The 24,628-nt window shown below is 63.2% G+C and carries 27 protein-coding genes; 8 read left to right on the top strand and 19 right to left on the bottom strand.

Going from position 1 to position 24,628, the window contains the following annotated elements; genetic code table 11:
- Positions 1-13: 13 nt before the first annotated feature.
- The 5 genes from htpX to bioB form a co-directional block, all read right to left on the bottom strand.
- Positions 14-886, bottom strand: a complete 873-nt coding sequence (gene htpX, locus BN1121_RS10440; protein ID WP_005346732.1) for a protease HtpX — start codon at positions 884-886, stop codon at positions 14-16.
- Positions 887-989: 103 nt separating this feature from the next.
- A complete protein-coding gene (bioD, locus tag BN1121_RS10435) occupies positions 990-1,670 on the bottom strand; it encodes a dethiobiotin synthase (protein ID WP_005346731.1) in 681 nt (226 codons plus the stop codon).
- Positions 1,671-1,719: 49 nt separating this feature from the next.
- Complete coding sequence (gene bioC / locus BN1121_RS10430; RefSeq protein WP_005346729.1) at positions 1,720-2,511, bottom strand: malonyl-ACP O-methyltransferase BioC; 792 nt, start codon at positions 2,509-2,511, stop codon at positions 1,720-1,722.
- Positions 2,508-3,662 (bottom strand): aminotransferase class I/II-fold pyridoxal phosphate-dependent enzyme, encoded by a 1,155-nt coding sequence (locus tag BN1121_RS10425; RefSeq protein WP_005346727.1) that lies wholly within the window; start codon positions 3,660-3,662, stop codon positions 2,508-2,510. The genes bioC and BN1121_RS10425 overlap by 4 nt, the downstream gene beginning before the upstream one ends.
- Complete coding sequence (gene bioB / locus BN1121_RS10420) at positions 3,659-4,723, bottom strand: biotin synthase BioB (protein ID WP_005346725.1); 1,065 nt, start codon at positions 4,721-4,723, stop codon at positions 3,659-3,661. Before bioB ends, BN1121_RS10425 begins: the two co-directional genes overlap by 4 nt.
- Positions 4,724-4,834: 111 nt before the next feature.
- On the opposite strand from bioB, the gene bioA reads away from it, so the two are divergent.
- Together bioA and BN1121_RS10410 are read left to right on the top strand one after the other, a co-directional pair.
- Entirely contained in the window at positions 4,835-6,109 is a 1,275-nt protein-coding gene (bioA, locus tag BN1121_RS10415; RefSeq protein WP_005346724.1) for an adenosylmethionine--8-amino-7-oxononanoate transaminase, read from the top strand.
- A gap of 96 nt (positions 6,110-6,205) precedes the next feature.
- On the top strand, positions 6,206-7,036 hold the full coding sequence (locus BN1121_RS10410; protein WP_005346722.1) for a HAMP domain-containing protein: 831 nt from the start codon (positions 6,206-6,208) through the stop codon (positions 7,034-7,036).
- On the opposite strand, the gene BN1121_RS10405 is transcribed toward BN1121_RS10410, so the two are convergent.
- On the bottom strand, positions 6,986-7,333 hold the full coding sequence (locus tag BN1121_RS10405; protein WP_005346719.1) for a hypothetical protein: 348 nt from the start codon (positions 7,331-7,333) through the stop codon (positions 6,986-6,988). The genes BN1121_RS10410 and BN1121_RS10405 overlap by 51 nt on opposite strands.
- 157 nt (positions 7,334-7,490) lie before the next feature.
- Between BN1121_RS10405 and asnS the strand changes: the two genes are divergently transcribed.
- The 3 genes from asnS to BN1121_RS10390 all read left to right on the top strand — a co-directional run bounded on the left by asnS (position 7,491) and on the right by BN1121_RS10390 (position 11,242).
- Positions 7,491-8,891 carry an asparagine--tRNA ligase gene (gene asnS / locus BN1121_RS10400; RefSeq protein WP_005346717.1) on the top strand — a complete coding sequence of 467 codons (1,401 nt, stop codon included), beginning with the start codon at positions 7,491-7,493 and terminating at the stop codon, positions 8,889-8,891.
- Between the two features lie 446 nt (positions 8,892-9,337).
- Complete coding sequence (locus tag BN1121_RS10395; protein ID WP_005346714.1) at positions 9,338-10,681, top strand: anaerobic C4-dicarboxylate transporter; 1,344 nt, start codon at positions 9,338-9,340, stop codon at positions 10,679-10,681.
- A 243-nt stretch (positions 10,682-10,924) separates the two neighbouring features.
- The gene (locus BN1121_RS10390; protein ID WP_005346711.1) at positions 10,925-11,242 is read left to right on the top strand and encodes a hypothetical protein; all 318 of its coding nucleotides are present in this window, start codon (positions 10,925-10,927) and stop codon (positions 11,240-11,242) included.
- Between the two features lie 45 nt (positions 11,243-11,287).
- On the opposite strand, the gene pepB (BN1121_RS10385) is transcribed toward BN1121_RS10390, so the two are convergent.
- From pepB (BN1121_RS10385) to trmJ, 10 genes are all read right to left on the bottom strand, one after another.
- The gene (gene pepB / locus BN1121_RS10385) at positions 11,288-12,562 is read right to left on the bottom strand and encodes an aminopeptidase PepB (protein WP_005346710.1); all 1,275 of its coding nucleotides are present in this window, start codon (positions 12,560-12,562) and stop codon (positions 11,288-11,290) included.
- A gap of 2 nt (positions 12,563-12,564) precedes the next feature.
- Positions 12,565-13,848 (bottom strand): aminopeptidase PepB, encoded by a 1,284-nt coding sequence (pepB, locus tag BN1121_RS10380; RefSeq protein WP_005346707.1) that lies wholly within the window; start codon positions 13,846-13,848, stop codon positions 12,565-12,567.
- Between the two features lie 146 nt (positions 13,849-13,994).
- A complete protein-coding gene (gene fdx / locus BN1121_RS10375) occupies positions 13,995-14,333 on the bottom strand; it encodes an ISC system 2Fe-2S type ferredoxin (RefSeq protein ID WP_005346705.1) in 339 nt (112 codons plus the stop codon).
- A 2-nt stretch (positions 14,334-14,335) separates the two neighbouring features.
- Positions 14,336-16,174, bottom strand: a complete 1,839-nt coding sequence (gene hscA / locus BN1121_RS10370; protein ID WP_005346702.1) for a Fe-S protein assembly chaperone HscA — start codon at positions 16,172-16,174, stop codon at positions 14,336-14,338.
- 6 nt (positions 16,175-16,180) lie between these two features.
- Positions 16,181-16,699, bottom strand: coding sequence for a co-chaperone HscB (gene hscB, locus BN1121_RS10365; protein ID WP_005346699.1), 519 nt, complete (start codon positions 16,697-16,699; stop codon positions 16,181-16,183).
- Between the two features lie 12 nt (positions 16,700-16,711).
- Complete coding sequence (gene iscA / locus BN1121_RS10360) at positions 16,712-17,035, bottom strand: iron-sulfur cluster assembly protein IscA (protein ID WP_005346695.1); 324 nt, start codon at positions 17,033-17,035, stop codon at positions 16,712-16,714.
- Between the two features lie 10 nt (positions 17,036-17,045).
- Positions 17,046-17,432, bottom strand: a complete 387-nt coding sequence (iscU, locus tag BN1121_RS10355) for a Fe-S cluster assembly scaffold IscU (protein WP_005346692.1) — start codon at positions 17,430-17,432, stop codon at positions 17,046-17,048.
- A gap of 34 nt (positions 17,433-17,466) precedes the next feature.
- Positions 17,467-18,681: an IscS subfamily cysteine desulfurase gene (locus BN1121_RS10350; RefSeq protein ID WP_005346689.1), complete on the bottom strand. Its 1,215-nt coding sequence runs from the start codon at positions 18,679-18,681 to the stop codon at positions 17,467-17,469.
- 56 nt (positions 18,682-18,737) lie between these two features.
- Complete coding sequence (gene iscR / locus BN1121_RS10345; protein WP_043597776.1) at positions 18,738-19,244, bottom strand: Fe-S cluster assembly transcriptional regulator IscR; 507 nt, start codon at positions 19,242-19,244, stop codon at positions 18,738-18,740.
- A 92-nt stretch (positions 19,245-19,336) separates the two neighbouring features.
- Positions 19,337-20,062 (bottom strand): tRNA (cytosine(32)/uridine(32)-2'-O)-methyltransferase TrmJ, encoded by a 726-nt coding sequence (trmJ, locus tag BN1121_RS10340; protein WP_005355470.1) that lies wholly within the window; start codon positions 20,060-20,062, stop codon positions 19,337-19,339.
- A gap of 175 nt (positions 20,063-20,237) precedes the next feature.
- Here trmJ and BN1121_RS20040 point away from each other — a divergent pair, with 175 nt between their 5' ends.
- Positions 20,238-20,669, top strand: coding sequence for a hypothetical protein (locus BN1121_RS20040; RefSeq protein ID WP_005355473.1), 432 nt, complete (start codon positions 20,238-20,240; stop codon positions 20,667-20,669).
- On the opposite strand, the gene ubiT is transcribed toward BN1121_RS20040, so the two are convergent.
- A complete protein-coding gene (gene ubiT / locus BN1121_RS10330; RefSeq protein ID WP_005355474.1) occupies positions 20,610-21,137 on the bottom strand; it encodes a ubiquinone anaerobic biosynthesis accessory factor UbiT in 528 nt (175 codons plus the stop codon). The two genes, BN1121_RS20040 and ubiT, sit on opposite strands and share 60 nt — an antisense overlap.
- A gap of 182 nt (positions 21,138-21,319) precedes the next feature.
- Here ubiT and ubiU point away from each other — a divergent pair, with 182 nt between their 5' ends.
- Positions 21,320-22,315 (top strand): ubiquinone anaerobic biosynthesis protein UbiU, encoded by a 996-nt coding sequence (gene ubiU / locus BN1121_RS10325; RefSeq protein ID WP_005355475.1) that lies wholly within the window; start codon positions 21,320-21,322, stop codon positions 22,313-22,315.
- A gap of 9 nt (positions 22,316-22,324) precedes the next feature.
- Positions 22,325-23,194, top strand: coding sequence for a U32 family peptidase (locus BN1121_RS10320; RefSeq protein WP_005355477.1), 870 nt, complete (start codon positions 22,325-22,327; stop codon positions 23,192-23,194).
- Positions 23,195-23,210: 16 nt separating this feature from the next.
- On the opposite strand, the gene nlpI is transcribed toward BN1121_RS10320, so the two are convergent.
- Entirely contained in the window at positions 23,211-24,152 is a 942-nt protein-coding gene (gene nlpI, locus BN1121_RS10315) for a lipoprotein NlpI (RefSeq protein ID WP_005355479.1), read from the bottom strand.
- An 89-nt stretch (positions 24,153-24,241) separates the two neighbouring features.
- Positions 24,242-24,610: a rhodanese-like domain-containing protein gene (locus BN1121_RS10310; protein WP_005355482.1), complete on the bottom strand. Its 369-nt coding sequence runs from the start codon at positions 24,608-24,610 to the stop codon at positions 24,242-24,244.
- Between the last annotated feature and the right edge of the window lie 18 nt (positions 24,611-24,628).

Here is a 24,628-nt window from a genome sequence, read left to right as displayed (position 1 = left end):
CATGGGGATGCGGTTAGCCGCGCAGGGCCTGGATGCGCTGCTCGATGGGCGGGTGGCTCATGAACAGCTCACTCATGGAGCGCTTGCCATTGATGCCAAAGGCCATCATGGTCCCCTCCATCTGGGACTCGGGGCCACGGGAGAGGCGTTGCAGGGCGGCGATCATCTTGTCGCGACCGGCCAGCTTGGCGGCGCCGGCATCGGCACGGAACTCGCGCTGACGGCTGAACCACATGACGATCATGGAGGCCAGGATGCCGAACACCATCTCCAGCACGAACACGGTCGCCATATAGGCCAGGCCGCCGGTGCTGCTGCTCTCTTCATCGTTGTTGTTGCTAAAGAAGTTGCTGATGACGCCGGCCACGATGCGGGCGAAGAACATGACGAAGGTGTTCACCACCCCCTGGATCAGGGTCAGGGTCACCATGTCACCGTTGGCCACGTGGCTCACCTCGTGGGCCAGCACGGCCTCGGCCTCGTCGCGGCTCATGGTATAGAGCAAGCCAGAGGAGACGGCGACCAGGGAGGCGTCACGGCTCGCACCGGTGGCGAAGGCGTTCATCTCGGGGGAGTCGTAGATCCCCACTTCCGGCATCTGGATGCCGGCCTCACGGGCCTGACGGGCTACCGTGCTGACCAGCCAGTGCTCCATCTCGTTGCGGGGCTGCTCGATCACCTGCACGCCGTAGCTGCGCTTGGCCATCCACTTGGACATGAACAGGGAGATGAAGGATCCCCCGAAGCCGAACACGGCACAGAATACCAGCATGCCGGCGATGCTCGACTTGTTGATGCCGAGCACGCTGAACAGGATGTTGAGTACCACCCCCAGCACCAGCATCACGGCGAGGTTGGTAACCAGGAACAGTAGGATGCGCTTCATTCTTTACTCCTCATTGGACTACGCCATCTCTCAAAGTGGCGCCTCGGCCACTTCATGGCGCCACTATCGCAAAAACCAATGAATGATTGCTGAATGTTAACAATCAGAGCAAGGGGGAAACATCGAGCAGCCCTGCGGTTTCATGCCGTTTGTGCTCGGGCAACCAGGGCATCTCACCGAGGAAGGGGGCCGGCAGCAGGCCGCGCAGGGTATCGAGATTCTGCCGATAGTGGCTCATCTCGGGGGTGATGCGATTCATCACCCAACCGGCGACCGGCAGCCCGGCGCGGCGGATCCCCTCGAAGGTGAGCAGGGCATGGTTGAGGCAACCGAGCTTGGCCCCCACCACCAGGATCACCGGCAGATTCTGCTCGCGCACCCAGTCCGAGAGGAGGTGCTGGCGATCCAGGGGCAAATACCAGCCACCGGCGCCTTCGACCAGCACCACATCGGCCTCGCTCTGCTGTAACTGGTGCAGGCCCTTGGTGATCGTCTCCTGCGAGATCGGGCTATGGGACTCCTCGGCGGCGATGTGAGGGGCGATGGGGGGCTCATAGGCGATGGGATTGATCGCCTCATAGGGCATCTCGACGTTGCCCGCCTCTTGCAGCAAAAGGGCGTCGAGATTACGCAGTCCCTGCGGGGTGCGGGCACAGCCGGCCGAGATGGGCTTGTAGCCCACCGCCTTGTAGTCGAGCGCCACCAGCTCCCTGAGCAGGGCGCACGCCACCTGGGTCTTGCCCACATCGGTATCGGTACCTGTGATAAAGAATGTCTTGGCCATAACGACTCCTGGCTCTGGATCGACCCTGCGTCGATCGGAATTAGGATGATTATATGACGCGCGTCGCCACACAGAGCGCCACCTGATAGGTGAGCGGCAACCCCTGCGGCTCTCGCCTTGTCTCAAAGGCCTGCGCCAATTGCCTCAGGCGTGCTCGTCCACCCAGGCCAGCGGCGCCCTGACCGTCGTTGACCTGGCTGGCCCCGATCCCCTTGATATCGCGCAGCAGCGCCTCGATCCCCTGGTAATAGAGGCGCCAGGGATGCACCTCGAGCCGCGCTATGCTGAGGCCGCCGGCCGTGATGGCGGCGTCGAGCGCCCCTTGCTCGAGGAAGCGATTGACGTGCGGGGCCTCATCGAGGGCCTGGTAGGAGGCCTTCAACTCGGCCAGCGAGCCCGACAACAGGGTCGAGAAGCAGAGCCGACCGCCCGGAGCCAGCACCCGGCGCGCCTCGGCAAAGGCCTGCTCGGGACGCTCGCACCACTGCAGGGCCAGACTGGAGAAGATGAGATCCTGCGAGCCATCGCCCAGGGGCAACGCCTCCGCATCGCCGCACACCAGCTGGGCACCGCTGTGGCGTTCATCGGCCCTGGCCAGCATGCCGGGGGAGAGATCGAGCGCCGTGAGGGTGTGGCTGCGCGCCGCCAATGCGGGCAGGAAATAGCCGGTGCCACAACCCAGATCGAGCAGGCGCTCGCTTCGCGCCGGCAGCCAGCCCAGCAGCGCCTCCCCCACCTCGCGCTGGAAGGCGGCGTGGGCATCATAATGGCGGGCCGCCGCCCCGAAGCGGCGGGCCAGCTGGGCCTTGTCGACCCGCTGAAACGGCTGCAACTCGCTCATGCCCCCTCCCGGCAGGCATCCAGCGCCGTCAGCAGGGCATCCACGTCCGCCTCGCCGTGAGCGGCGCTCAGGGTGATGCGAAGGCGCGCCGTGCCGGCCGGCACTGTGGGCGGGCGAATGGCGCTGACCCAGATGCCGCGCGCACGCAGCCGCATCGCAAGCCGCAGGGCCGCCTCGCTCTCCCCCACCAGTAGCGGCTGGATCGGGGTGTGGCTCTGCCCCAGTTGCCACCCCTGGGCCAGGGCCCCGGACCGAAAATGATCGATGAGGCGAGCCAGCTGTTCGCGGTGCCCCTCCCCGTCCCGCGCCAGGCCGATTGCGGCCGTGATGGCGTGGGCCTGGGCCGGCGGCATGTGAGTGCTGTAGACATAGGTACGGGCGAAGTTGGTCAGGTACTCCACCAGCTCGCGACTGCCGGCCACAAAGGCGCCGGCCACCCCGAGCGCCTTGCCGAAGGTCCCCATATGGATGTGAACCCGGCCCGGCGCTATGCCGAGCGATGCCAGGGTACCGCGCCCCTCGGGCCCCAGCACGCCGAGGCCGTGGGCGTCGTCGATCATCAACCAGTTGTTCGTTTCGGCGGCGAGCTCGCACAGGGCCGGCCAGGCACCGAGATCCCCGTCCATGCTGAACACCCCCTCAGAGACGATGAGGCCGGCAGCCGGCTCAAGCTGGCGCGCCAGAGCCCCCATGTCGTTGTGGGCAAAGCGCCGCATGGTGCAGGGGAGCTGGCTGCCCGCCTCCTGCAAGGAGGCGTGGTTGAGCCTGTCTTGCCACAGGCGATGGCCCTTGCCGAGCAGGGCCTTGAGCACCGCCTGATTGGCGGAAAATCCGCAGTTAAAGAGCAGCGCCGCCTCCACCCCGAGCCAGTCGCACAGGGTCTCTTCGAGGCGCCGGTGTGCCTCCTGGTAGCCGGTGACCAGGGGCGAGGCGCCGCTGCCGGCACCAAAGCGGGCGACCCCGTCGGCAAACGCCTCGGCCAGCACCGGCTCGCGGGCCAACCCCAGGTAGTCGTTGCCGGCGAAATGAAGGTAGTCTCGTCCCTCCACGCGCAGCCGTAACCCATCAAGGCAGACCGCGCTGCGGGCGCGCAGCAAGGCCGCCTCGCGCCGCGCGGCCAGGGCGCCGGCGAGATCAAACGGAGAGTTCATCGGCGGGCCGTGGCGTCGTAGAAGAGATCGCCGCTCGCCGGCGCACTGGCGGCCTGACGCGCCAGGGTGGCGTTAAGCTCTTCTTCCTGCACCGCGTCGGGCTTCTGGGCGCATTGGGCGGGGCGAATGCCGAGGCGCTTGAACAGCTGCATGTCGCTGCTCTCGTCCGGGTTGGGAGTAGTGAGCAGCTTGCAACCATAGAAGATGGAGTTGGCGCCGGCCATGAAGCAGAGGGCTTGCAGCTGATCGTTCATCTTTTCCCGGCCGGCGGAGAGGCGCACGTGGGAGCGCGGCATCATGATGCGCGCCACGGCGATGGTACGCACGAACTCGAATGGGTCGAGGTTCGCCTCGTCTTCGAGCGGCGTGCCCTTCACCTTGACCAGCATGTTAATCGGCACGCTCTCCGGGTGGCGCGGCAGGTTGGCCAGGGCCATCAAGAGGCCCGCCCGGTCGCTTGGCTGCTCGCCCATGCCGACGATGCCGCCACTGCACACCTTCATGCCGGCGCCGCGCACGTGCTCCAGGGTATCGAGCCGATCCTGGTAGGTGCGGGTGGTGATGATGTCGCCGTAGAACTCCGGCGAGGTGTCGAGGTTGTGGTTGTAGTAGTCGAGCCCCGCCTCGGCGAGCCGGCCGGCCTGATCGGCGGTGAGCATGCCGAGGGTCATGCAGGTCTCCATCCCCATGGCGCGCACCCCCTCAATCATCTGGATGAGGTAGGGCATGTCGCGCTCCTTGGGGTTACGCCAGGCGGCGCCCATGCAAAACCGCGACGAGCCGTTCTCTCGCGCCTCGCGAGCCCGCTCCAGTACCTTCTCCACCTCCATCAGTCGCTCCGCCTCGAGGCCGGTCTGGTAGCGGGCGCTCTGGGGGCAGTACTTGCAATCTTCCGGGCAGGCGCCGGTCTTGATGGAGAGCAAGGTGCTCACCTGCACCTCGTTCGGATCGAAGTGGGTGCGGTGCACGCTCTGGGCGCGGAACAGGAGATCGTTGAACGGGAGGGCGAAGAGGGCCTGGACCTCGGTCAGGGTCCAGTCGTGGCGCGGTTCGATGCTCATGGAGTGCTTCTCGTTGTAAGGCTCTCGGGCCGTTAATGGTTGGCCAGTGTAGGGATTGTCGGTATCCTGTCAACACCAACCAGTTGAACTACATTGACATCGGTTTATTTTGTGAACGAATTCGACCTGCGCCACATCTGGCACCCCTACACCTCCCTCACCCGCCCCCTGCCCTGTTACGAAGTGACCGAGGCAAGCGGCGTACACCTCACCCTGGCGGATGGCCGCCAACTGGTGGACGGCATGAGCTCCTGGTGGGCTTGTATCCACGGCTACCGGGTCCCCGAGCTCGACGCCGCCGCCACCGACCAGCTCGGGCGCATGTCCCACGTCATGTTTGGCGGCATCACCCACCAGCCGGCGATTCGCCTGTGCCAGAAGCTGGTGGAGATAGCTCCCAAGGGGCTGGATCGGGTGTTTCTGGCGGACTCGGGCTCGGTGGCGGTGGAGGTGGCGCTCAAGATGGCGCAGCAGTACTGGCACGCCAAGGGGACGCCCAGAACCAGGTTTGTCTCCCTGCGCCGGGGCTATCATGGGGACACCTTCGGCGCCATGAGCGTGTGCGATCCGGACGGCGGCATGCACGAGCTCTACAAGGGCTTCTTGCCCGAGCACTATTTCGTCGAGGCCCCGAGCTGTCGCTTCCACGACGAGTGGGACGAGCAGTGCGTGGTAGAGCTGGCGACCCTGATGGCGGATCACCATGAGGAAATCGCCGCCATCGTGCTCGAGCCCATAGTGCAAGGGGCCGGTGGCATGCGCTTCTACCACCCCCGCTATCTGCAGTGGGTGCGCGCCCTGTGCGACGAGTTCGGGGTGCTGCTGATCGCCGATGAGATCGCCACCGGCTTTGGCCGCACCGGCCAGCTGTTTGCCTGCGACTGGGCCGGTATCCGCCCCGACATCATGTGCCTCGGCAAGGCCATCACCGGGGGCTACCTCACCCTGTCGGCGACCCTCACCACGGAGCAGGTCGCCACCACCATCTGCGAAGGCAAGGCCGGGGTCTTTATGCACGGGCCCACCTTCATGGGCAACCCGCTCGCCTGCGCGGTGGCCTGCGCCTCCATCGATCTGCTGCTGAGTTCCCCCTGGCAGGCGCGGGTCAAGGGCATCGAGGCCCAGCTGCGCGGTGAGCTGCTGCCCCTCAAGGCCCACGCGGCGGTGGCCAATGTGCGGGTGCTCGGGGCCATCGGGGTGGTGGAGCTGCACAAGCCGGTCGATGTGGCCCTCATCCAGCGCCGCTTCGTCGAGCTTGGCGCCTGGATCCGCCCGTTCGGCAAGCTGGTCTACCTGATGCCGCCGTTTGTCATCACCTCCGATGAGCTGAGGGTGCTGACCCGTGCGATCGCAACCGTGCTGGAGGAGAAAATCTGCACCGGTTGAATCCCGATTTTCTTGCAACTTTGTGAGCAAAACATCAGACCCGCCCCATGAAGAGGCGTAGACTGGGGCGGTTTTACCCAACGAACCCCCATCGTCATGCGCCTCTCCATCGCCGCCAAGCTCAATTTTTTCCTGCTCTTCATCTTCTCCATGGTGCTGGTCTTCTCCGCCGCCTATCAGGCGGTGCGCGAGCGCGGCCTGATCCTCGATCTCGTCAAGGAGCAGAGCCAAGAGCAGACCGAAGCCTATTTCGACAGCCTCAACATACTGATGCTGACCGGCAAGATGAATGCACGGGACACCCTTCAGGAGAAATTCCTCAAGCACAGCCATGTGGAAGATGCCCGGGTGATCCGCGGGCCCGCGGTCAGTGCCCAGTTTGGGCCCGGGCGAGACAAGGAGCAGGCGCGCGACGAGTTTGACCGGCAAGCCCTGGCGGGCCAGCCCAGTCTGGAAGTGGTGCAGGAGGGGATCCACAGCCGCCTGGTGGCGACCCTGCCACTGCGCGCCAGCAAGGAGTATCGGGGCACCGACTGCACCGCCTGCCATCGGGTACCCGAGGGGACCATACTCGGCGCCGTACGCATCGACTACTCCCTCGATCCCCTGTTTGCCCAGGTCGAGCGCAGCATTCTCGGCTCGACCCTGATCCTCACCACCATCTTCGGCCTGGGGCTGCTGCTCACCCTCTGGGTGCTGCGCACCTGGGTGGTCAACCCCCTGGCACAGCTGACCCGTGCCATGGAAGAGGCAACCGACCGTCACGACTTCGGTCATCGCCTCGACTATGAAGATACCGATGAGATTGGGCGGGTCGCGGTGGCCTATAACCAGATGCTCGACAGCGTCGAGCAGCAGCTGGCCATGCAGCAGGCCTCAGCCCAGATAGTAGGCGCCGAGCCCTCCCAGCAGCACCATCATCAGTAGCCACAACTGGGTTTGGCGGGTATCTTCGAGCCGCCGGTTACGCCGCCATCCGATGACCAGGGTCGCCAGGGTCAACAGGCAGTTGAACCAGAGCGCGATCAGCAGCCACAGGGTCAGCTCGGGCAGCCATTCACTGCGGATCTCGACCCCGCCATAGCGCAGGAAGCCAAAATCCATCTCTGGCCTGGCAAAGTGAAAGAGGGCCAGTGCCACCAACAGCAGGCCCCAACAGACCAGAGTCAGCCACTGGGTGAGACGCACCCAGAGATCCGGTCCTCGACGACGATCCCTCTCCATTTCAATACCACTCCCGGGTAGCGCCTATACCCATATTTTTGCTTGTTTATCAATCCGGCGCGGGTAAGATTATGCCTTCGGCTGGCGCCCGGCGCCCAGCCCGTCAGAACTTTGCACAATAAAGCGTTGCAAGAACAAGCTGGAGACAATATTTCAAATGACGCACGCATCCGTAGTTGATGTGCTGACCGGCAAGTATGCGGTTGGCACCACCCTGACCGTCAAGGGGTGGATCCGGACCCGCCGCGATTCCAAGGCGGGGATCTCGTTTTTGGCCATTACCGATGGCTCCTGTTTCCATCCGGTGCAGGCCGTCGTCCCCAATTCCCTGGCCAATTACGAGAATGAAGTGCTGCGTCTGACCACCGCCTGCTCCGTCGAAGTGACCGGCACAGTGGTCGAGTCTCAAGGCAGCGGCCAGGCCTTCGAGCTGCAGGCCTCCGAGGTCAAGGTGGTGGGCTGGGTCGAAGATCCGGATACCTATCCCATGTCCGCCAAGCGCCACAGCATTGAGTACCTGCGCGAGCAGGGTCACCTGCGCGCCCGTACCAACATTGTCGGCGCCGTGACCCGGGTGCGTAACTGCCTCTCCCAGGCCATTCATCGCTTCTTCCACGAACAGGGCTACCTCTGGATCGCGGCACCGCTCATCACCGCCTCCGACACCGAAGGCGCCGGCGAGATGTTCCGTGTCTCCACCCTCGACATGGAAAACCTGCCGCGCACCCCGGAAGGCAAGGTCGACTACGACAAGGACTTCTTCGGCAAGGAGACCTTCCTGACCGTGTCTGGCCAGCTCAACGTCGAGACCTATGCCTGCGCCCTCTCCAAGGTCTACACCTTCGGGCCCACCTTCCGCGCCGAAAACTCCAACACCAGCCGTCACCTGGCCGAGTTCTGGATGGTCGAGCCGGAGGTGGCCTTCGCCGATCTGAACGATAACGCCGCCCTGGCCGAAGCCATGCTGAAGTATGTCTTCAACGCCGTGCTGGCCGAGCGCCGCGACGATCTGGAGTTCTTCGCCCAGCACGTGGACAAGGATGCCATCGGCCGCCTCGAGCGCTTCGTCGCCTCCGACTTCGCCCAGGTGGACTACACCGACGCCATCACCATCCTGGAGAACTGCGGCAAGACCTTCGAGTTCCCGGTCTCCTGGGGCATCGATCTCTCCTCCGAGCACGAGCGTTACCTGGCCGAGGAGCACTTCAAGGCACCTGTGGTGGTGAAGAACTACCCGAAGGACATCAAGGCCTTCTACATGCGCCTCAACGACGACGGCAAGACCGTTGCCGCCATGGACGTGCTGGCCCCGGGGATCGGCGAGATCATCGGCGGCTCCCAGCGTGAGGAGCGTCTCGAGGTGCTGGATCAGCGTCTGGCCGAGATGGGCCTGAACAAGGAAGACTACTGGTGGTACCGCGACCTGCGTCGCTACGGCACCGTGCCCCACTCCGGTTTCGGTCTGGGCTTCGAGCGCTTGGTGGTCTACGTGACCGGCATGGGCAACGTGCGCGACGTGATCCCCTTCCCGCGTACCCCCCGCACCGCCGAGTTCTAATCGAACCCTGGTGACAAGCCGCCCTCTTGGGCGGCTTTTTTCTAGGCAGGCCACAGGAATAGGCCCATACGGGCAGAGAGCATGTTCTTACTCTCCTCATCTTCCCCTGACCGGCTGCACCACGGTAGAGCTGGCCAGCGCCTCCCGACGCCAGGGTCCCCACTGAAGGACTCCCATTGCCTACTTAGATAAGAGGCTGCAGCGCCCGACCTCTTCAGAGTGGCGCGGGAATTCCGACCGCAACTTGACAAGTTCCCTCAGTGACAAAAATGCTATTAGCGTATTTTTCGTGGTTTTTAAGTTCTTATTGAGGCGGCTCACCCTTTCATGCCCGCTCTGCCCGGATAATGAAACTAACCCTAAAGGGCTAATAACAACATTAACGAAGGGAGTATGTTTCTTCATCACAGCGGAGACATACACTACGTAACTGGAGGATACAGGATATGATCCTGATGGAATTTCTCGTGGTGCTGGGCTGTCTGCTGCTTGGTACCCGCTTTGGTGGGATGGGGCTCGGCCTCATCAGTGGCATCGGCCTCTTTGTTCTGAGTTTCATCTTCGGCCTCACCCCGGGTGAGCCGCCGGTACAGGTGATGCTGACCATACTCGCGGTGATCGGCTGCGCCGCCACCCTGCAGACCGCAGGCGGCCTCAACCTGATGATGCAGATCGCCGAGCGCCTGCTGCGCCGCCATCCCCAGTACATCACCATACTGGCCCCCCTGACCACCTGGACGCTGACCTTCCTGTGCGGCACCGGCCACGTGGTCTACACCATGTTCCCCATCATCGCCGACATAGCGCTGCAGAAGAACATCCGTCCCGAGCGCCCGATGGCGGTCGCCTCGGTCGCCTCCCAGATGGCGATCTGCGCCTCCCCGGTTTCGGTTGCCGTGGTCTCCCTGGTCTCCATCCTGGGCGCCAAGGCCGGCATCGGCCACGCCTACAGCCTGCTCGACATCCTGATGGTCTCGGTGCCAGCCTCCCTGTGTGGTGTGCTGACCGCCGCCCTGTGGAGCCTGCGTCGCGGCAAGGATCTCGACAAGGATGAGGAGTTCCAGGCCAAGCTGCAGGATCCCCATCAGCGCGAGTTCATCTACGGCGGTAGCGAAACCCTGCTGGACAAGAAGTTCCCGAAAGAAGCCTATCGCTCCACCTGGATCTTCTTTGCCGCCATCGCCGCCGTGGTCGTGCTGGGGGCCGATGCCTCCCTGCGTCCCGTGTTCGAGATGGGCGGCAAGACCGGGCCCCTCTCCATGAACCTGGTGATCCAGATGATGATGCTGATCGCCGGCGCCGTGATCCTGATGAGCTGCAAGGTCAAGGCCTCAGAGATCTCCAACGGGGCCGTGTTCAAGGCCGGCATGGTCGCCATCTTCTCGGTCTTCGGCGTCGCCTGGATGAGCGAGACCTTCTTCCAGGCCCACATGCCGCTGCTCAAGGAAAACCTGGCGCACGTGGTGCAAGCCCAGCCCTGGACCTACGCCCTGGTGCTGTTCCTCATCTCCAAGCTGGTGAACAGCCAGGCCGCGGCGCTGACCGCCATCGCCCCCATGGGGCTGGCCCTGGGTGTCGATCCCAAGCTGCTGATCGCCTTCCTGCCGGCCAGCTACGGCTACTTCATCCTGCCGACCTACCCGAGCGATCTGGCCTGCATCGGCTTCGACCGTACCGGTACCACCCGCATCGGCAAGTACATACTGAACCACAGCTTTATCATCCCGGGCCTCATCGGGGTGAGCGTGGCCAGTACTGTCGGTTATCTGCTCACCACAGTACTGCTCTAAACCGCTTTCACTCGGTCAACGCCCCCAATATGGGGGCGTTCTTTTTTGTCCTCGCACCCTCAATCATCGCCATCTGTGACCAGAGAATGCACTGCCACTGGGGGGGAGATGCAGGGTATGTTCAACCATTGTTGATGCCAGGCCGAATAATGAGCCCCCTTTTGCGCCAGATCATGGCTGCCAGCCCCCCTGGCGCCCACTATGCGGACCGAGATCCCGCGAACTGTCGCATCGGAGAAAACTATGACCAGTCAATCCACTCAAGCGCATGGCGTGTGCGATGCCACCCTTTGGGCCATTCTGACCGGACTGGCTCGAGATCGGGCAACCATTCGTTACTCCAAGCTGGCCAAGCTGGCCGGGCTCGAAGAGTGTCAGGACGAGCTAAGGACCCTGCTGCAACGGATCCGCATGCATTGTACCGAGCATCAGCTGCCGATCCTCTCTGCCCTGGTGGTGGACGACGTGGGCAAGTATCAGGGGCTCACCTCGGCCCAGCCCGATGCGCCCTGGGAGCGAGCCCGCATCTTCGATCACCCCTGGCCCGCCCAGCCCCAGTGATCGCCCCATGAAAAAACCACCTCAATCGAGGTGGTTTTTTGTTTATCAGGCGTCGGCCAGCAGCCGCGCCACGGTCCGCATGCCGAGGGTCGTCGCCCCCGGCGCCCACAGGCTGTCGCCGTTATCGCAGAAACAGGCGGCCAGATCGATGTGCAACCACCCCTCTCCCTCACGAGGCACGAAGCGCGACAGGAAACCGGCCGCATTGGAGGCACCGCCCGGTCCTCCCCCCTTCACCGGACGACTGTTGGCCGTATCGGCGTAATGGGAGGGGCACATGCCCCGGTGCCAGCGCTCCAGTGGCAGTGGCCAGGCCGGCTCCTGCTCGGTATCGGCAATCTGCTGGGCCCGGGCCACCAGGGCCTTGTCGAGACCGAACAGGGCGTTGTAACGCCCGCCAAGCGCCATCACGGCGGCGCCGGTCAGCGTCGCGGCATCGATGATGAGCGGCGCCCCCGACTCCCCGGCCAGCTGCAAGCCATCGGCCAGCACCAGACGCCCCTCGGCGTCGGTGTTGACGATCTCCACCGTGGTGCCGTTCTTATAGGTGAGGATGTCACCGAGCTTGTAGGCATTGCCCGACACCAGGTTCTCGGCGCAGCAGAGAATGAGCTTGACCCGCTTGGTCAAACCACGCGCGATGGCCAGCCCCAGCGCGCCGGTCACGATGGCCGCCCCGCCCATGTCACACTTCATGGTGAGCATCCCTTCGGAGCTCTTCATGGAGTAGCCGCCCGAATCGAAGGTGATCCCCTTGCCCACCAGGGCCGCCGCCACCGGCGCCTTGGGATCCCGGGTCGGGTTGTAGTCGAGCTCGAGCAGCACGGGTTCACGCGCACTGCCGCGTCCCACCGACCAGAGACCGGTCCAGCCCGCCTGTTGCAGCGCCTCCCCCTTGAGGATGCGGTGACTCACCTTGTCCGGCGCCAGCTCGGTGATGAAGGCAGCCGCCTCCACCGCAAGCTCCAGCGGGCCGATCTGCTCCGGGGTCGCATTGGTCATCTCGCGCACCCAGCGCCCGCACAGCCAGCGCGCCTCAAGCTCGGCGCGGTCGCTCTCCTCGCAGGTCGCCCACTGCACCTGCACCTCGGCCTTGGGGGTCTGGAAGCCCTGGGCGAAGGCCCACTGCTGTTCGCGCTCCCAGTGGCCCGCCAGGGCAACCTGCTGGATCCCCTGACAGCAGAGGCGGCGGGCCGCCTGCTGGATATCGCCCAGAGGATCAAGCCCCAGGTGGATGGCCATCCCCTCCTGACGCCAGGAGAGCAGAGCCCCCTCACCCCATTGGGGATCGGCTGCGTCGCGGCTCAACCAGATATTCATGATCACACCTCCAGCAGCCAGGCGGCGATGGTGCGAAGGCCATGGCCCTTGGCACCCACAGCCCAGAGATCGTTGCCCGCCTTCTGATAGGCGCCGGCAAGATCCATGTGCACCCAACCTTCGCCGCCCTCGCGCACGAAGCGCGACAGGAAGGCGGCAGCCGTGGTGGCACCGGCGGTGCCCTCGGCACTCGCCACGTTGCCCATGTCGGCGAACGAGGAGGTGAGCTGGCCAACATGCCAGGGCTCGAGCGGCAGCTGCCAGGCCTTCTCATTCTCACGGCGGGCGGCGGCCAGCAGACGGCTGGACTCGCTCTGGTCGAGGGCAAACACGGCGTTGTAGTCACGCCCCAACGCCATCTTGGCCGCACCGGTCAGGGTGGCGGCGTCGAGAATACGGGCGGCGCCGCTCTCGACGGCGGTCAGCAGCCCATCGGCCAGCACCAGGCGCCCTTCGGCGTCGGTATTCTGGATCTCCACCGACAGGCCGTTGCGATAGGTGAGGATGTCGCCGAGCTTGAAGGCATGGTCTGACACCAGGTTCTCGGCGCAGCAGAGAATGAGTTTGACCCGCTGGTCGAGGCCACGGCTGATGGCGAGCGCCAGGGCGCCGGTCACCATGGCGGCACCGCCCATGTCGGACTTCATCGGCAGCATGTTGTCGGAGGACTTCATGGAGTAACCGCCGGAGTCAAAGGTGATCCCCTTACCGACCAGAGCCGCCACCACAGGCGCGTCGTCACGGCCGGTCGGATTGTAGTCAAGCTCCAGCAGCACAGGCTCGCGCTCGCTACCACGGCCCACCGACCAGATGCCGATGTGGCCGGCTTCGCGCAGGGCCTCGCCGGCCGTGATACGGGCGGTCACCTTGTCGCCGGCCAGACCGCGGATCAGCAGCAGGGCCGACTCGGCCAGAGCCATGGGGTAGATCTCCTCGGGGCAGGCGTTGGTCACGTCGCGCACCCACTGGGTCGCCTTGAGCAGAGCACCCAGCTCGCGAGCATCCCCTTCACTCTGCTCACCGAAGTCGAGCTCGCGATCCCCCTTGGCGGCATAGAAGCCCTGGGCAAAGGCGAAGCGGCGCTCCAGATCCCACCCCTGCCCGGCCAGACGCACCTGGCGGATGCCGGAGGACTCGAGGCGACGGGCGGCGCGCTGCACGGCGCGTAGCACATCTCCCTCGAGGTGGATGCGGGCCGTCTCCCCTTCGAAACTGAGCAGAGCCCCCGAGCCCCATACCGCAGGCGCCGGGGTGGTGGTGAGCAGAACGTTCATCAATTCAGCCATCTTGGTTTGCTTCCTTCTTCTTGTGATCGCCGGCCGGGCCGGCGTTTAATCCATCATGATTTGATTGCTGCGACAAATAAAAAGGCCGTGCCCAGAGGGCCACGGCCTTTCACCATATCATTGCAACGCCGTCACCGCAGCTGTGCTCAGTGGCGCTCGGAGGCGAGGTTCAGGGTGTATTTGGGGAACTCCACCACCAGATCCTCGTCGGTCACCTTGGCCTGGCAGCTGAGGCGGGACTCGGGCTCGAGGCCCCAGGCCTTGTCCAGCATGTCATCTTCCAGCTCGTCGCTCGGATCGAGGGAGTCGAACCCCTCGCGCACCACGCAGTGGCAGGTGGTGCAGGCGCAGGACTTCTCGCAGGCGTGCTCCACCTCAATTCCATTACGCAGGGCCACGTCGAGGATGGTCTCCCCCTCCTTGGCCTCGAGAACCGCCCCCTCGGGGCAGAGCTCGGCGTGGGGTAATACTACGATTTTCGGCATGGTTAAACCTTGTTTACGTTCTGGCCGGCCAGCGCCTTGCGGATGGAGGCATCCATGCGGCGGGCGGCAAATTCGGCACTGGCCCCATCGGTTGCCTCGATGGCGGCCTTGATCTCGTCGGCGCTGCCACTCAGGCGGGTGGCCGCCAGTTTGGCCACCTGCTCGCGCAGGGCGGCCAGCTCGTTTGCATCGAGCAGCGCCTCCCCGTCGGCGGCCAGGGCAGCGTTGAGGCTCTCGACTACACGGTCGGCCTCGACCTGCTGCTCGGCCAGCATGCGGGCGGCCATGTCGCCTTCCGCATGCTCGATGGAAGACTGCAACATGGAGAGGATCTCGCCCTCGGCCAAGCCATAAGAGGGCTTGACCTGGATCTCGGCCTGCACGCCGGTGGACTTCTCCATGGCGGTCACCGAGAGCAGGCCGTCCGCATCCACCTGGAAGGTGACGCGGATGTGGGCCGCACCGGCCGCCATGGGCGGGATGCCGGTCAGGGTGAAGCGCGCCAGTGAGCGGCAGTCCGCCACCAGCTCACGCTCCCCTTGCACCACGTGGATCATCATGGCGGTCTGACCGTCCTTGAAGGTGGTGAACTCCTGAGCGCGGGCCACCGGTATGGTGGTGTTGCGCGGGATCACCTTCTCGGCCAATCCCCCCATGGTCTCGAGGCCCAGGGAGAGGGGGATGACGTCGAGCAGCAGCATCTCGGCATCGGGCTTGTTGCCCACCAGGATGTCGGCCTGTACGGCGGCACCGATGGCGACGACCTTGTCCGGGTCTATGCTGGTGAGCGGGGTACGGCCGAAGAACTCGCCCACCTTCTCGCGCACCAGGGGCACCCGGGTAGAGCCGCCCACCATCACCACCTCGAGCACCTCCATCGCCTCGACGCCGGCATCCTTGAGGGCGCGGCGGCAGGCGAGCAGGGTGCGCTTGACCAGGGGTTGAACCAGCTCGTTGAACAGATCGCGGGTCACCTCACCCTGCCAGCCGGCAAAGGCGATGGTGACGGCTGCGTCGTCGGTCAGGCGCTGCTTGGTGTCACAGGCGAGATCGAGCAGCGCGCGCTGCTCGCCCGCGGTCAGGGCCGAGACACCGGCCTGGGAGCGGATCCAGTCCGCCAGCAGGTGGTCGAAGTCATCCCCGCCGAGGGCGGAGTCACCACCGGTCGCCATCACCTCGAACACGCCGCGATGCAGCCGCAGGATGGAGATGTCGAAGGTACCGCCGCCGAGGTCGTAGACGGCAATCACCCCTTCCTGCCCCGAGTCGAGGCCGTAGGCGATGGCGGCCGCAGTCGGCTCGTTGAGCAGGCGCAGCACATGCAGGCCGGCCAGGCGGGCCGCATCCTTGGTGCCTTGACGCTGGGCATCGTCGAAGTAGGCGGGAACCGTGATGACCACCCCATCGAGCTCGCCGCCCAGGGTCTCGCGACCGCGGTTGGCCAGGGCCTTGAGGATCTCGGCAGAGACCTGCACCGGATTGACCGGCCCCTGACGGGTAAGAATATTGGGCAGCTCGTCATCGGCGAAGCGATAGGGCAGATGGTCGCGCTGCACGTCAGCCAGGGCCTTGCCCATCAGACGCTTGACCGAGATGATGGTGTTCTCGGGATCCTGGGCGGCCTCGCGCTTGGCGTCGCGACCGACGCGCACCCCTTCGGCCAGATAGTGGACGGCAGAGGGGAGAATATCGAAGCCGTCGTGATCGGCCAGCGTCTCGGCCTGGCCACTACGCACAGTGGCAACCAGGGAGTTGGTGGTGCCGAGATCGATGCCAACGGCGAGTTTGTGCTGATGAGGCGCGGCGCTCTGGCCCGGCTCGGCAATTTGCAGTAATGCCATGGGTAATTACAGTTCCAGCAGGGAATCCTCGAGGCGTTCGAGCTCCTCGAGCATCTTGTCGACAAACTTGAGCTTGCGCACCGTGTCGGCCGCCAGCTCCCAGGCCCCCTCCTCGAGCAGACGCTCGAGTCGGCTCATCAGCCCCTTGTGCTCATCCTTGATCTCGCGGCGGAAGGCGTCGATGGCCCCTTCGGGTTCCTCGGCCTGTCGCAACTCGTCGAGGGCCTCGCGCCACTCCATCTGCTGCATGAGGAAGGCGGTGTCCTGCAGGGTGCGGGACTCGCCTCGAATGTCGTGTTGATGCAAGGAGAGCAGGTATTCGGCTCGGCGCAGTGGAGATTTCAGGACCGCATACGCCTCGTTGATGAGGGCGGCGCGGCTAACGGCGGCGAGCCGCTCCCCTTCCGGGGCAGCGGCGAAGCGATCGGGGTGGAATTGGGATTGCAGCCGACGGTAGGTTTGTGCAAGGTCGGCCCCGTCAAGGGCAAACCCGGGGACCAGGCCGAACAGCTCGAAGTGATTCATGCAATGCTCCAATCAGACGCTGAAGCTCTCGCCACAGCCACACTCCCCTTTGACATTGGGGTTGTTGAACTTGAAGCCCTCGTTGAGCCCCTCTTTCACGAAATCGAGCTCGGTGCCGTCGATATGAGGAAGGCTCTTGCCATCGACGATGATCCTGACTCCCTTCTGCTCGAAGACCTGATCTTCGTCGCCGAGTTCATCGACGAACTCCAGCACATAGGCAAGACCGGAGCAGCCGGTGGTCTTGACGCCGAGGCGCAGGCCGATGCCCTTGCCCCGGTTGGTCAGGAAAGAAGCAACTCGCGCCGCAGCGGCATCTGTCATGGTAATGGCCATATGACTAACCTCAGGCGAGCCCTTTCTTCTGCTTGTAATCGGCGATGGCGGCCTTGATGGCATCCTCGGCCAGGATGGAGCAGTGGATCTTCACCGGCGGCAGCGCCAGCTCTTCGGCGATCTCGGTGTTCTTGATGGAGGCCGCCTCGTCCAGGGTCTTGCCCTTGACCCATTCGGTCACCAGGGAGCTGGAGGCGATGGCGGAGCCACAACCGTAGGTCTTGAACTTGGCGTCTTCGATGACCCCTTGCTCGTTGATCTTCAGCTGCAGCTTCATCACATCGCCGCAGGCCGGGGCGCCCACCATGCCGGTGGCCACGCTCGGGTCGTTCTTGTCAAAACCGCCGACGTTGCGGGGATTTTCGTAGTGGTCGATGACCTTTTCACTGTACGCCATAACTTAACTCCTGCAGATTCCGTCAAGCCACCGATCAGTGGTGGGCCCATTCGACTGTATTCAGGTCCACCCCGTCCTTGAACATCTCCCACAGAGGGGACATTTCACGCAGACGACCGATGGAGTTGCGGATCAGCTCGACCGCATAATCGATCTCTTCTTCGGTGGTGAAGCGACCGATGGTGAAGCGGATGGAGCTGTGGGCCAACTCGTCATTCATGCCCAGTGCACGCAGCACATAGGAGGGCTCCAGGCTGGCAGAGGTACAGGCCGAGCCAGAGGAGACCGCCAGATCCTTGAGCGCCATGATGAGGGATTCCCCTTCAACATAGGCAAAGCTCACGTTGAGGTTGCCAGGCACCCGGTGCTCCATGTCACCGTTGACATAAACCTCCTCCATATCCTTGATGCCATTCCAGAGGCGATCGCGCAGGACGCGGATACGAGCCTCTTCGCTGGCCATCTCTTCACGGGCGATGCGGAATGCCTCACCCATGCCGACGATCTGGTGAGTCGCCAGGGTGCCGGAGCGCATGCCACGCTCGTGACCGCCACCGTGCATCTGGGCCTCGATGCGCACACGCGGCTTACGGCGCACATAGAGGGCACCGATCCCCTTGGGACCGTAAATCTTGTGGGCGGAGAGGGAGAGCAGGTCGATCTTCATTGCTTCGACGTCGATCTCGACCTTGCCCACGCTCTGGGCCGCATCAACGTGCAGCAGCACCTTACGGGCACGGCACAGCTCGCCAATCCCCTGAATGTCCTGAATCACGCCGATCTCGTTGTTCACGTGCATCATGCTCACCAGGATGGTGTCGTCGCGCATGGCGTTCTCGATCATCGCGAGGGTGAACAGACCGTTTGGCATCGGCTCGAGGTAGGTCACGTCGAACCCTTCACGCTCCAGCTGACGGCAGGTGTCGAGCACCGCCTTGTGTTCAGTCTTGGAGGTGATGATGTGCTTGCCCTTGCCGGCATAGAAGTGAGCAACGCCCTTGATGGCCAGGTTGTCGGACTCGGTCGCACCGGATGTGAAGACGATTTCGCGGGGATCGGCACCGATCAGCTCTGCCACTTGATTGCGCGCCAGGTCGACCGCCTCTTCCGCCTGCCAACCAAAACGGTGGGAACGAGAGGCCGGATTGCCGAACAGGCCGTCCATGGTGAGACACTGCATCATCTTCTCAGCGACGCGCGGATCTACCGGACAGGTGGCCGAATAATCAAGGTAAATTGGCAGTTTCATGTTTTTCTCCGTTACAACCGGGACCCCACTGGTCATGGGTTGTTGAAAGCACGCTTTTATAGTTGGACTTTCAGGCTCAGATTGCTGTGCTGTTCACCACGGTCGCCCAGGGTGACAACACTTTTCAAATGATGATCTTGCTTGTCGGCGATGCGGCGAACGTCGGCTTGGCGGACCAACTCACCCAAGGTAATTTCGCCGAGAAAACTGGAAATGCGCTCGCTCAGGTCTCGCCAGAGGGAGTGAGTCAGGCACTGGGTGCCGCCGTGGCAGTCACCCTTGCCGAGACATTTGGTGGCATCCACCGACTCGTCGACGGCAGAGATGACCTGGCCGACCGAGATGGTATCCGGATCCATACCGAGACGGTAGCCGCCACCGGGACCGCGCACGCTCTGTACCAGACCATTCTTGCGCAGACGGGCAAACAACTGCTCGAGGTAGGAGAGAGAGATGCCCTGACGTTCTGAAATATCTGCCAAGGGTACCGGCCCGGTTTCAGCGTGTAATGCTACGTCCAGCATAGCGGTCACTGCATAACGTCCTTTCGAAGTCAGTCTCATGGTGCTTTACCGTATCCCTTAATTCGTTGCGGTGAATGCTCACATACCCGACTAATTTAGTCAAGAATAATAGTTGAGTGCCACAGTAGGAATTACTTGGGGGGATGAGGCTTCTGCACCGAGGTCAGGATACCGCGCAGTATATTGAGTTCGGCCGACTCGGGCCGGGCTCGATTAAAGAGGCGACGCAGCTTGCTCATCACCTGTCCCGGATGCCCCTCACTGATGAAACCGGTCTGCAACAGGGTCTGTTGCAGATGACTGTAGAATCCTTCCATCAGTTCACTGCTGGGGTAATCCGTGTCATCCACCTCGGCAACCGGCTGCTGACCCGCCAACCAGTGCATGCGCACCTCGTAGCAAAGGGTCTGCACCGCCATGGCCAGGTTCAGGGAGCTGTACTCGGGGTTGGCCGGAATGGCAACGTGGAAGTGACAACGCTGCAACTCTTCGTTGGTAAGGCCGGTGCGCTCACGACCAAACACCAGTGCAACCGGCTGACGCGCCCCTTCTGCCACCAGCTTCGCACCCGCCTCGCGGGGATCCAGCATGGGCCAGCTCAGGGTCCGGGAACGCGCACTGGTACCAATCACCAGACCGCAATCGGCCACAGCCTCTTCCAGGGTCGGCACGATACGGGCACTGGCAAGAATGTCGCTCGCCCCTGCCGCTAACGCGTTGGCGTTGCCATCCGGGAGTGTCTGGGGGTCGACCAACACCAGGTTGCTCAGCCCCATGGTTTTCATGGCGCGAGCCGCCGACCCCATGTTGCCGGTGTGGGAGGTGTTAACCAGAACGATGCGAACCTGATCCAACATGAGCCGTCAATCTTGTCTCAAAATAGGGCGGCAATTGTAGCATAAGAAAGGTGAAATTGGGCATGGGAAAGGTGCGATGCAACACAGAAATGACGGGCGGTTATCGCCAAACGATCTTATCTAACCCGCCCTCTTGGCTAGACTGGAGCAGAGAAGCCCCTTCGGAGAAACTGCCATGCTACCCCGTCCCCTCTATGAGTCCATGCCGTTTGGCTGTCTCACACTGGGCACTCTGGTCGCCGGACTCGGGCACTCTCCCCTGCTCTGGTTTGCCGGTGGCATGCTTTTTGGCTGTGGCGCCCTGCTCTGGGTGATGCGCTCGAGCTATCGGCGCACCGATCTGGTCATCTATCCCGACAAGCGCTGGTTCCAACCCGAATGGCTCTATGAGTTGCAACCCTTCGTGTTGCTGGCCACCGCCGTGATCATCGCCCGACTGCACCCGATGGGGCCCTGGCTGGCTATGCTGCCCACCCTTTGGGCCATCTACTGCCTACGCATGCGCCTGCGCTCGCGCCATCACAGGCGCGAGTTTGCCGGCGAGCAGTTAAAGCGCCACCGAGTTCCCGTGCGCCGCGTCAGTCACAGGAGCGGCACGCACTCGTGAGACCAGCTCAGCCAGATCCTGCAAGGGAAGCCGGATCAGGGCTGGCAGCGCGCTCATATCCAGGCTGTCGAGGAGGTTTTTGACCTCCAACCCCAACTCGGTATCCCCCTCTATCTTGAGACGACGCTGGAAGAAGAGAGCGTCAGGGTCCTCTTTACGACCCGCGATCAGAATGAGATCGTTGGCCTCACCGCTGAAGCTCACATCAACCTGAGGAGCAGTGTGAGCCACTCTCAGCACGCCCTCTTCTTGGGTGATATACCAGCACAGCTCCAGATCGGTCACCGCAACCTTCAGCCAACGCCCCGCCAGAAAGTCGAAGTCACCGTCGGCAATTGCCTCATGAAAGGCCCTGGTCAGCAGCGTCTCCATTACCCTCTGCTGCACAGTGAAGGGAACCCACTTCAGGGGGGGACGCAAAAATGCGGGGGCCTTCTCGACCAGGCGGCGCTGCAATTCGATCAACACTGTGCTTCTCCTCTTGTGATGGAGGCATTCAAGCACAGGGTTCTGACGCAGATCCTGTTGAAAATCAAACTTATGATGCCTAACTCCAAAGAGTAAAAGGACCTATAAGCTGCCTCAGGTCAATAACTGCCGCCGCCCCCCTGCCTACAATCCCTCCATTTTCACGATCAGGGAGCCCACTGATGGAACTACTCTGCCCGGCGGGAAGCCTGCCGGCCCTGAAGAGCGCGGTGGATAACGGTGCCGATGCCGTTTACATCGGCTTTAAGGATGACACCAATGCGCGTCACTTCGCCGGTCTCAACTTCGACGGCGGCAAGCTGGAGAAGGCGGCCAACTATGTGCACGATCACGGACGCAAGCTGCACATCGCCATCAACACCTTCGCCCATCCCGGCGCCGATACCCGTTGGAAGTCGGCCGTGGACAGGGGCGCCGCTCTCGGGGCCGATGCGCTCATCATCGCCGATCTCGCCGTGCTCGATTACGCCAGCAAGCGCTATCCTGACCTGGAGCTACACGTCTCGGTGCAAGCCTCGGCCACCAACGCGGCGGCGATCCGCTTCTACCAGCAGCACTTCAACGTCAAACGGGTGGTGCTGCCCCGGGTGCTCTCGATGCATCAGGTCAAACAACTGGCCCGGGAGACAGACGTCGGGCTCGAAGTGTTCGCCTTCGGCAGCCTCTGCATCATGGCCGAGGGGCGCTGTTACCTCTCTTCCTACCTGACCGGCGAGAGCCCCAACACGGTCGGCGCCTGCTCACCGGCCAAGTATGTACGCTGGGAAGAGACCCCCATGGGCCTTGAATCACGCCTGAGCGAGGTGCTCATCGATCGCTATGGTCCGGGTGAAAACGCCGGTTACCCGACCCTATGCAAGGGGCGTTTCGAGGTCGACGGCCAGCTCTATCACGCCCTGGAAGAACCCACCAGTCTCAACACCCTGGGGCTCTTGCCCGAGCTGTTCCAGACCGGCATCCAGTCGGTCAAGATCGAAGGGCGCCAGCGCAGCCCCGCCTATGTGGAGCAGGTGACCCGGGTGTGGCGCGCCGCCATCGATGCCTACCTGGCCAATCCCGAGGGCTACAGCGTCAGACCCGAGTGGGATGCCCAACTCGCGCGCGTCTCCGAGGGGAGCCAGACCACCCTCGGCGCCTACCATCGTCAGTGGCAGTAAGGAGGTCACATGCAATTTTCACTCGGGCCCCTGCTCTTCTATTGGCCCAAGGCAGATACCCAGGCCTTCTATGACCAAGTCGCCGCGAGCCAAGCCGACATCGTCTATCTGGGTGAAACGGTGTGCAGCAAGCGCCGGGAGATGAAAGTCGATGACTGGCTGGAGCAGGCGCGCCGATTGAGCGATGCCGGCAAGCAGGTCGTGCTCTCGACCCTGGCCCTCATCAGCGCGCCCTCCGAACTCAAGGAGGTCAAGCGCATGGTGGACAACGGGGAGTGGATGATCGAGGCCAACGATCTCGGCGCCGTGCAGCTCGCCGCCGAGGCCGGCGTGCCGTTTGTCTGTGGCCCGGCCATCAACGCCTACAACGCCGATGTGCTGCGCCTGTTGTTGCGCCAGGGGATGAAACGCTGGGTGATGCCGGTGGAGCTCTCCCGCGACTGGCTGCTGGCCCTGCGCGAGGAGTGCAGCCCGCAGCGGGAGCAGTTTGAGGTGGAGCTGTTCGGCTATGGTTATCTGCCGCTGGCCTATTCGGCACGCTGCTTCACTGCTCGCTCTCTCGACCGCCCCAAGGATCAGTGTGAGCTGGCCTGCATCGACTATCCCACCGGTCGCCAGGCCAACAGCCGGGAGGGGCAGAGCGTGTTCAATCTGAACGGGATCCAGACCCAGTCCGGCTACTGCTACAACCTGGTCAACGATCTCCCCTCCATGGAGGAGCTGGTCGACGTGGTCCGCCTCAGCCCTCAGGGGGACGACACCCTGCTCTGGCTGGATCGCTTTGCGGCCAATCGGCAGGGAGAGGCCCCTCAGCCCCTCACCGGCCACGACTGCAACGGTTACTGGCGGCAGATCCCCGGCATGAAGCTGGTCTCCTGACCAAAAAAATCAGGCCTCAAATCGAGGCCTGTTTTTTTGCGTTGGCGTCAGCGCCGCTCTGCTTCTTGCGAGACATCAGCTCCAGCTCCAGCAAGGAGTAGCGATGCTCGATAAAGTCGTAGACGTTGTTGGCCAGCGCCAGCTTGAAGTAGCTGATGGCTTCCTTGCGATTACCCTTGGCCAGCTCCAGCTTGCCGAGGTAGAAATAGGTCTCGCACAGGCGCTCGGCCAGCTCGCGATTATCCTTCACCCCTTTGACCACATTCCCCATCAACTGGGTCGGGTTGATGTCCCCCAGGTAGAGGCGCACCAGATCCCAGTTCCAGTTGTCATCGTGACCACTGTTGAAGCGCTCGCGCAGGTTGCGTCTGGCCTTGCCCTGATCGAGTTTGGCTTCGGCCATGAAGAGCCAGAGCTGACGATAGGGATCTTCCGGCTGTGCCTCATAGAAGCGCTTGATGTCGGCCGCCGCCAGATCGGAGCGATTGCCATAATAGAGCGCAATGCCGCGGTTCAAGTAGGCGTAGTCATAGTCAGGCGCCAGCTCGAGGGCCGAATCGAACGCCTCATAGGCCTCATCGTAGTTCTGCTGCTGAACCAGATAGACGCCGATGAAGTTATAGGCCTCGGCAAAGTCCGGTTTCTCCCGCAGAGCACGGGTAAAATCCAGTCGCGCCAGCGAGCGTAACCCCACCTTGTCGAACACCACGGCCCGCTCATAGAAGAGCTCTGCTCTTTGCTCCTTGGTCAGCTCCATCTCGCTCAGCATCTGTCCGAGACGAGCCAGGGCCAGCTCACTCTGATAGGAGACCTGAAGGGGGGTGGCCAGGATGAGAGAGGCAGGCTCCGGTTTGGGCTGGGCTTTGGGAGCGTCATTTTGACCTACACTGCTGCATCCCAGGAGGGGTAGTGCCAACAGGATACCTAACAGGTACCTGATTCCTTTCCAGTTGCTCAACGAAAACTCCGCCGCATTAGCTTTACCCGCCTATGGTAAAGGGCCGGATCGGGTTTGTCATGTGGATGACAGTGCCGGCACAAAATAATTCATGCCTCGACGGGATAGCCGGCCTCGCACCAGCCACGAAATCCGCCATCGACGCTGATCACCTTGCCATATCCCATCTTTTGCAGGCTCTCGGCCACCAGCACGGACCGAAAACCGCCGCCACAGTAGAGGTAGAGTTCGGTATCGGGATCGGGGAAGCGAGTCTCGATGTCGCGCTCGACGATGCCGCGCCCCAGATAGACGGCGCCGGGGAGGTGCCCTCGGGCCCATTCGCTCTCCTCACGCACATCCACCAGGATGAAGTCGCGTCCGGCCTCCTGCCAGCGGCGGATGGCGTGGACATCGGTTTCCTCGACGTGGCGGCGGGCCTCATTGACCAGGGCCAGAAAACGGGGGCTGTGCTGCATGGGTCACTCCTTGGGCAT

The organism is Aeromonas diversa CDC 2478-85, assembly GCF_000819805.1.
Classification (GTDB): Bacteria; Pseudomonadota; Gammaproteobacteria; order Enterobacterales; family Aeromonadaceae; genus Aeromonas; species Aeromonas diversa.
The sequence above is the reverse complement of the archived record's forward strand: the minus strand, read 5'-3'. Positions and strand labels throughout refer to the sequence as shown.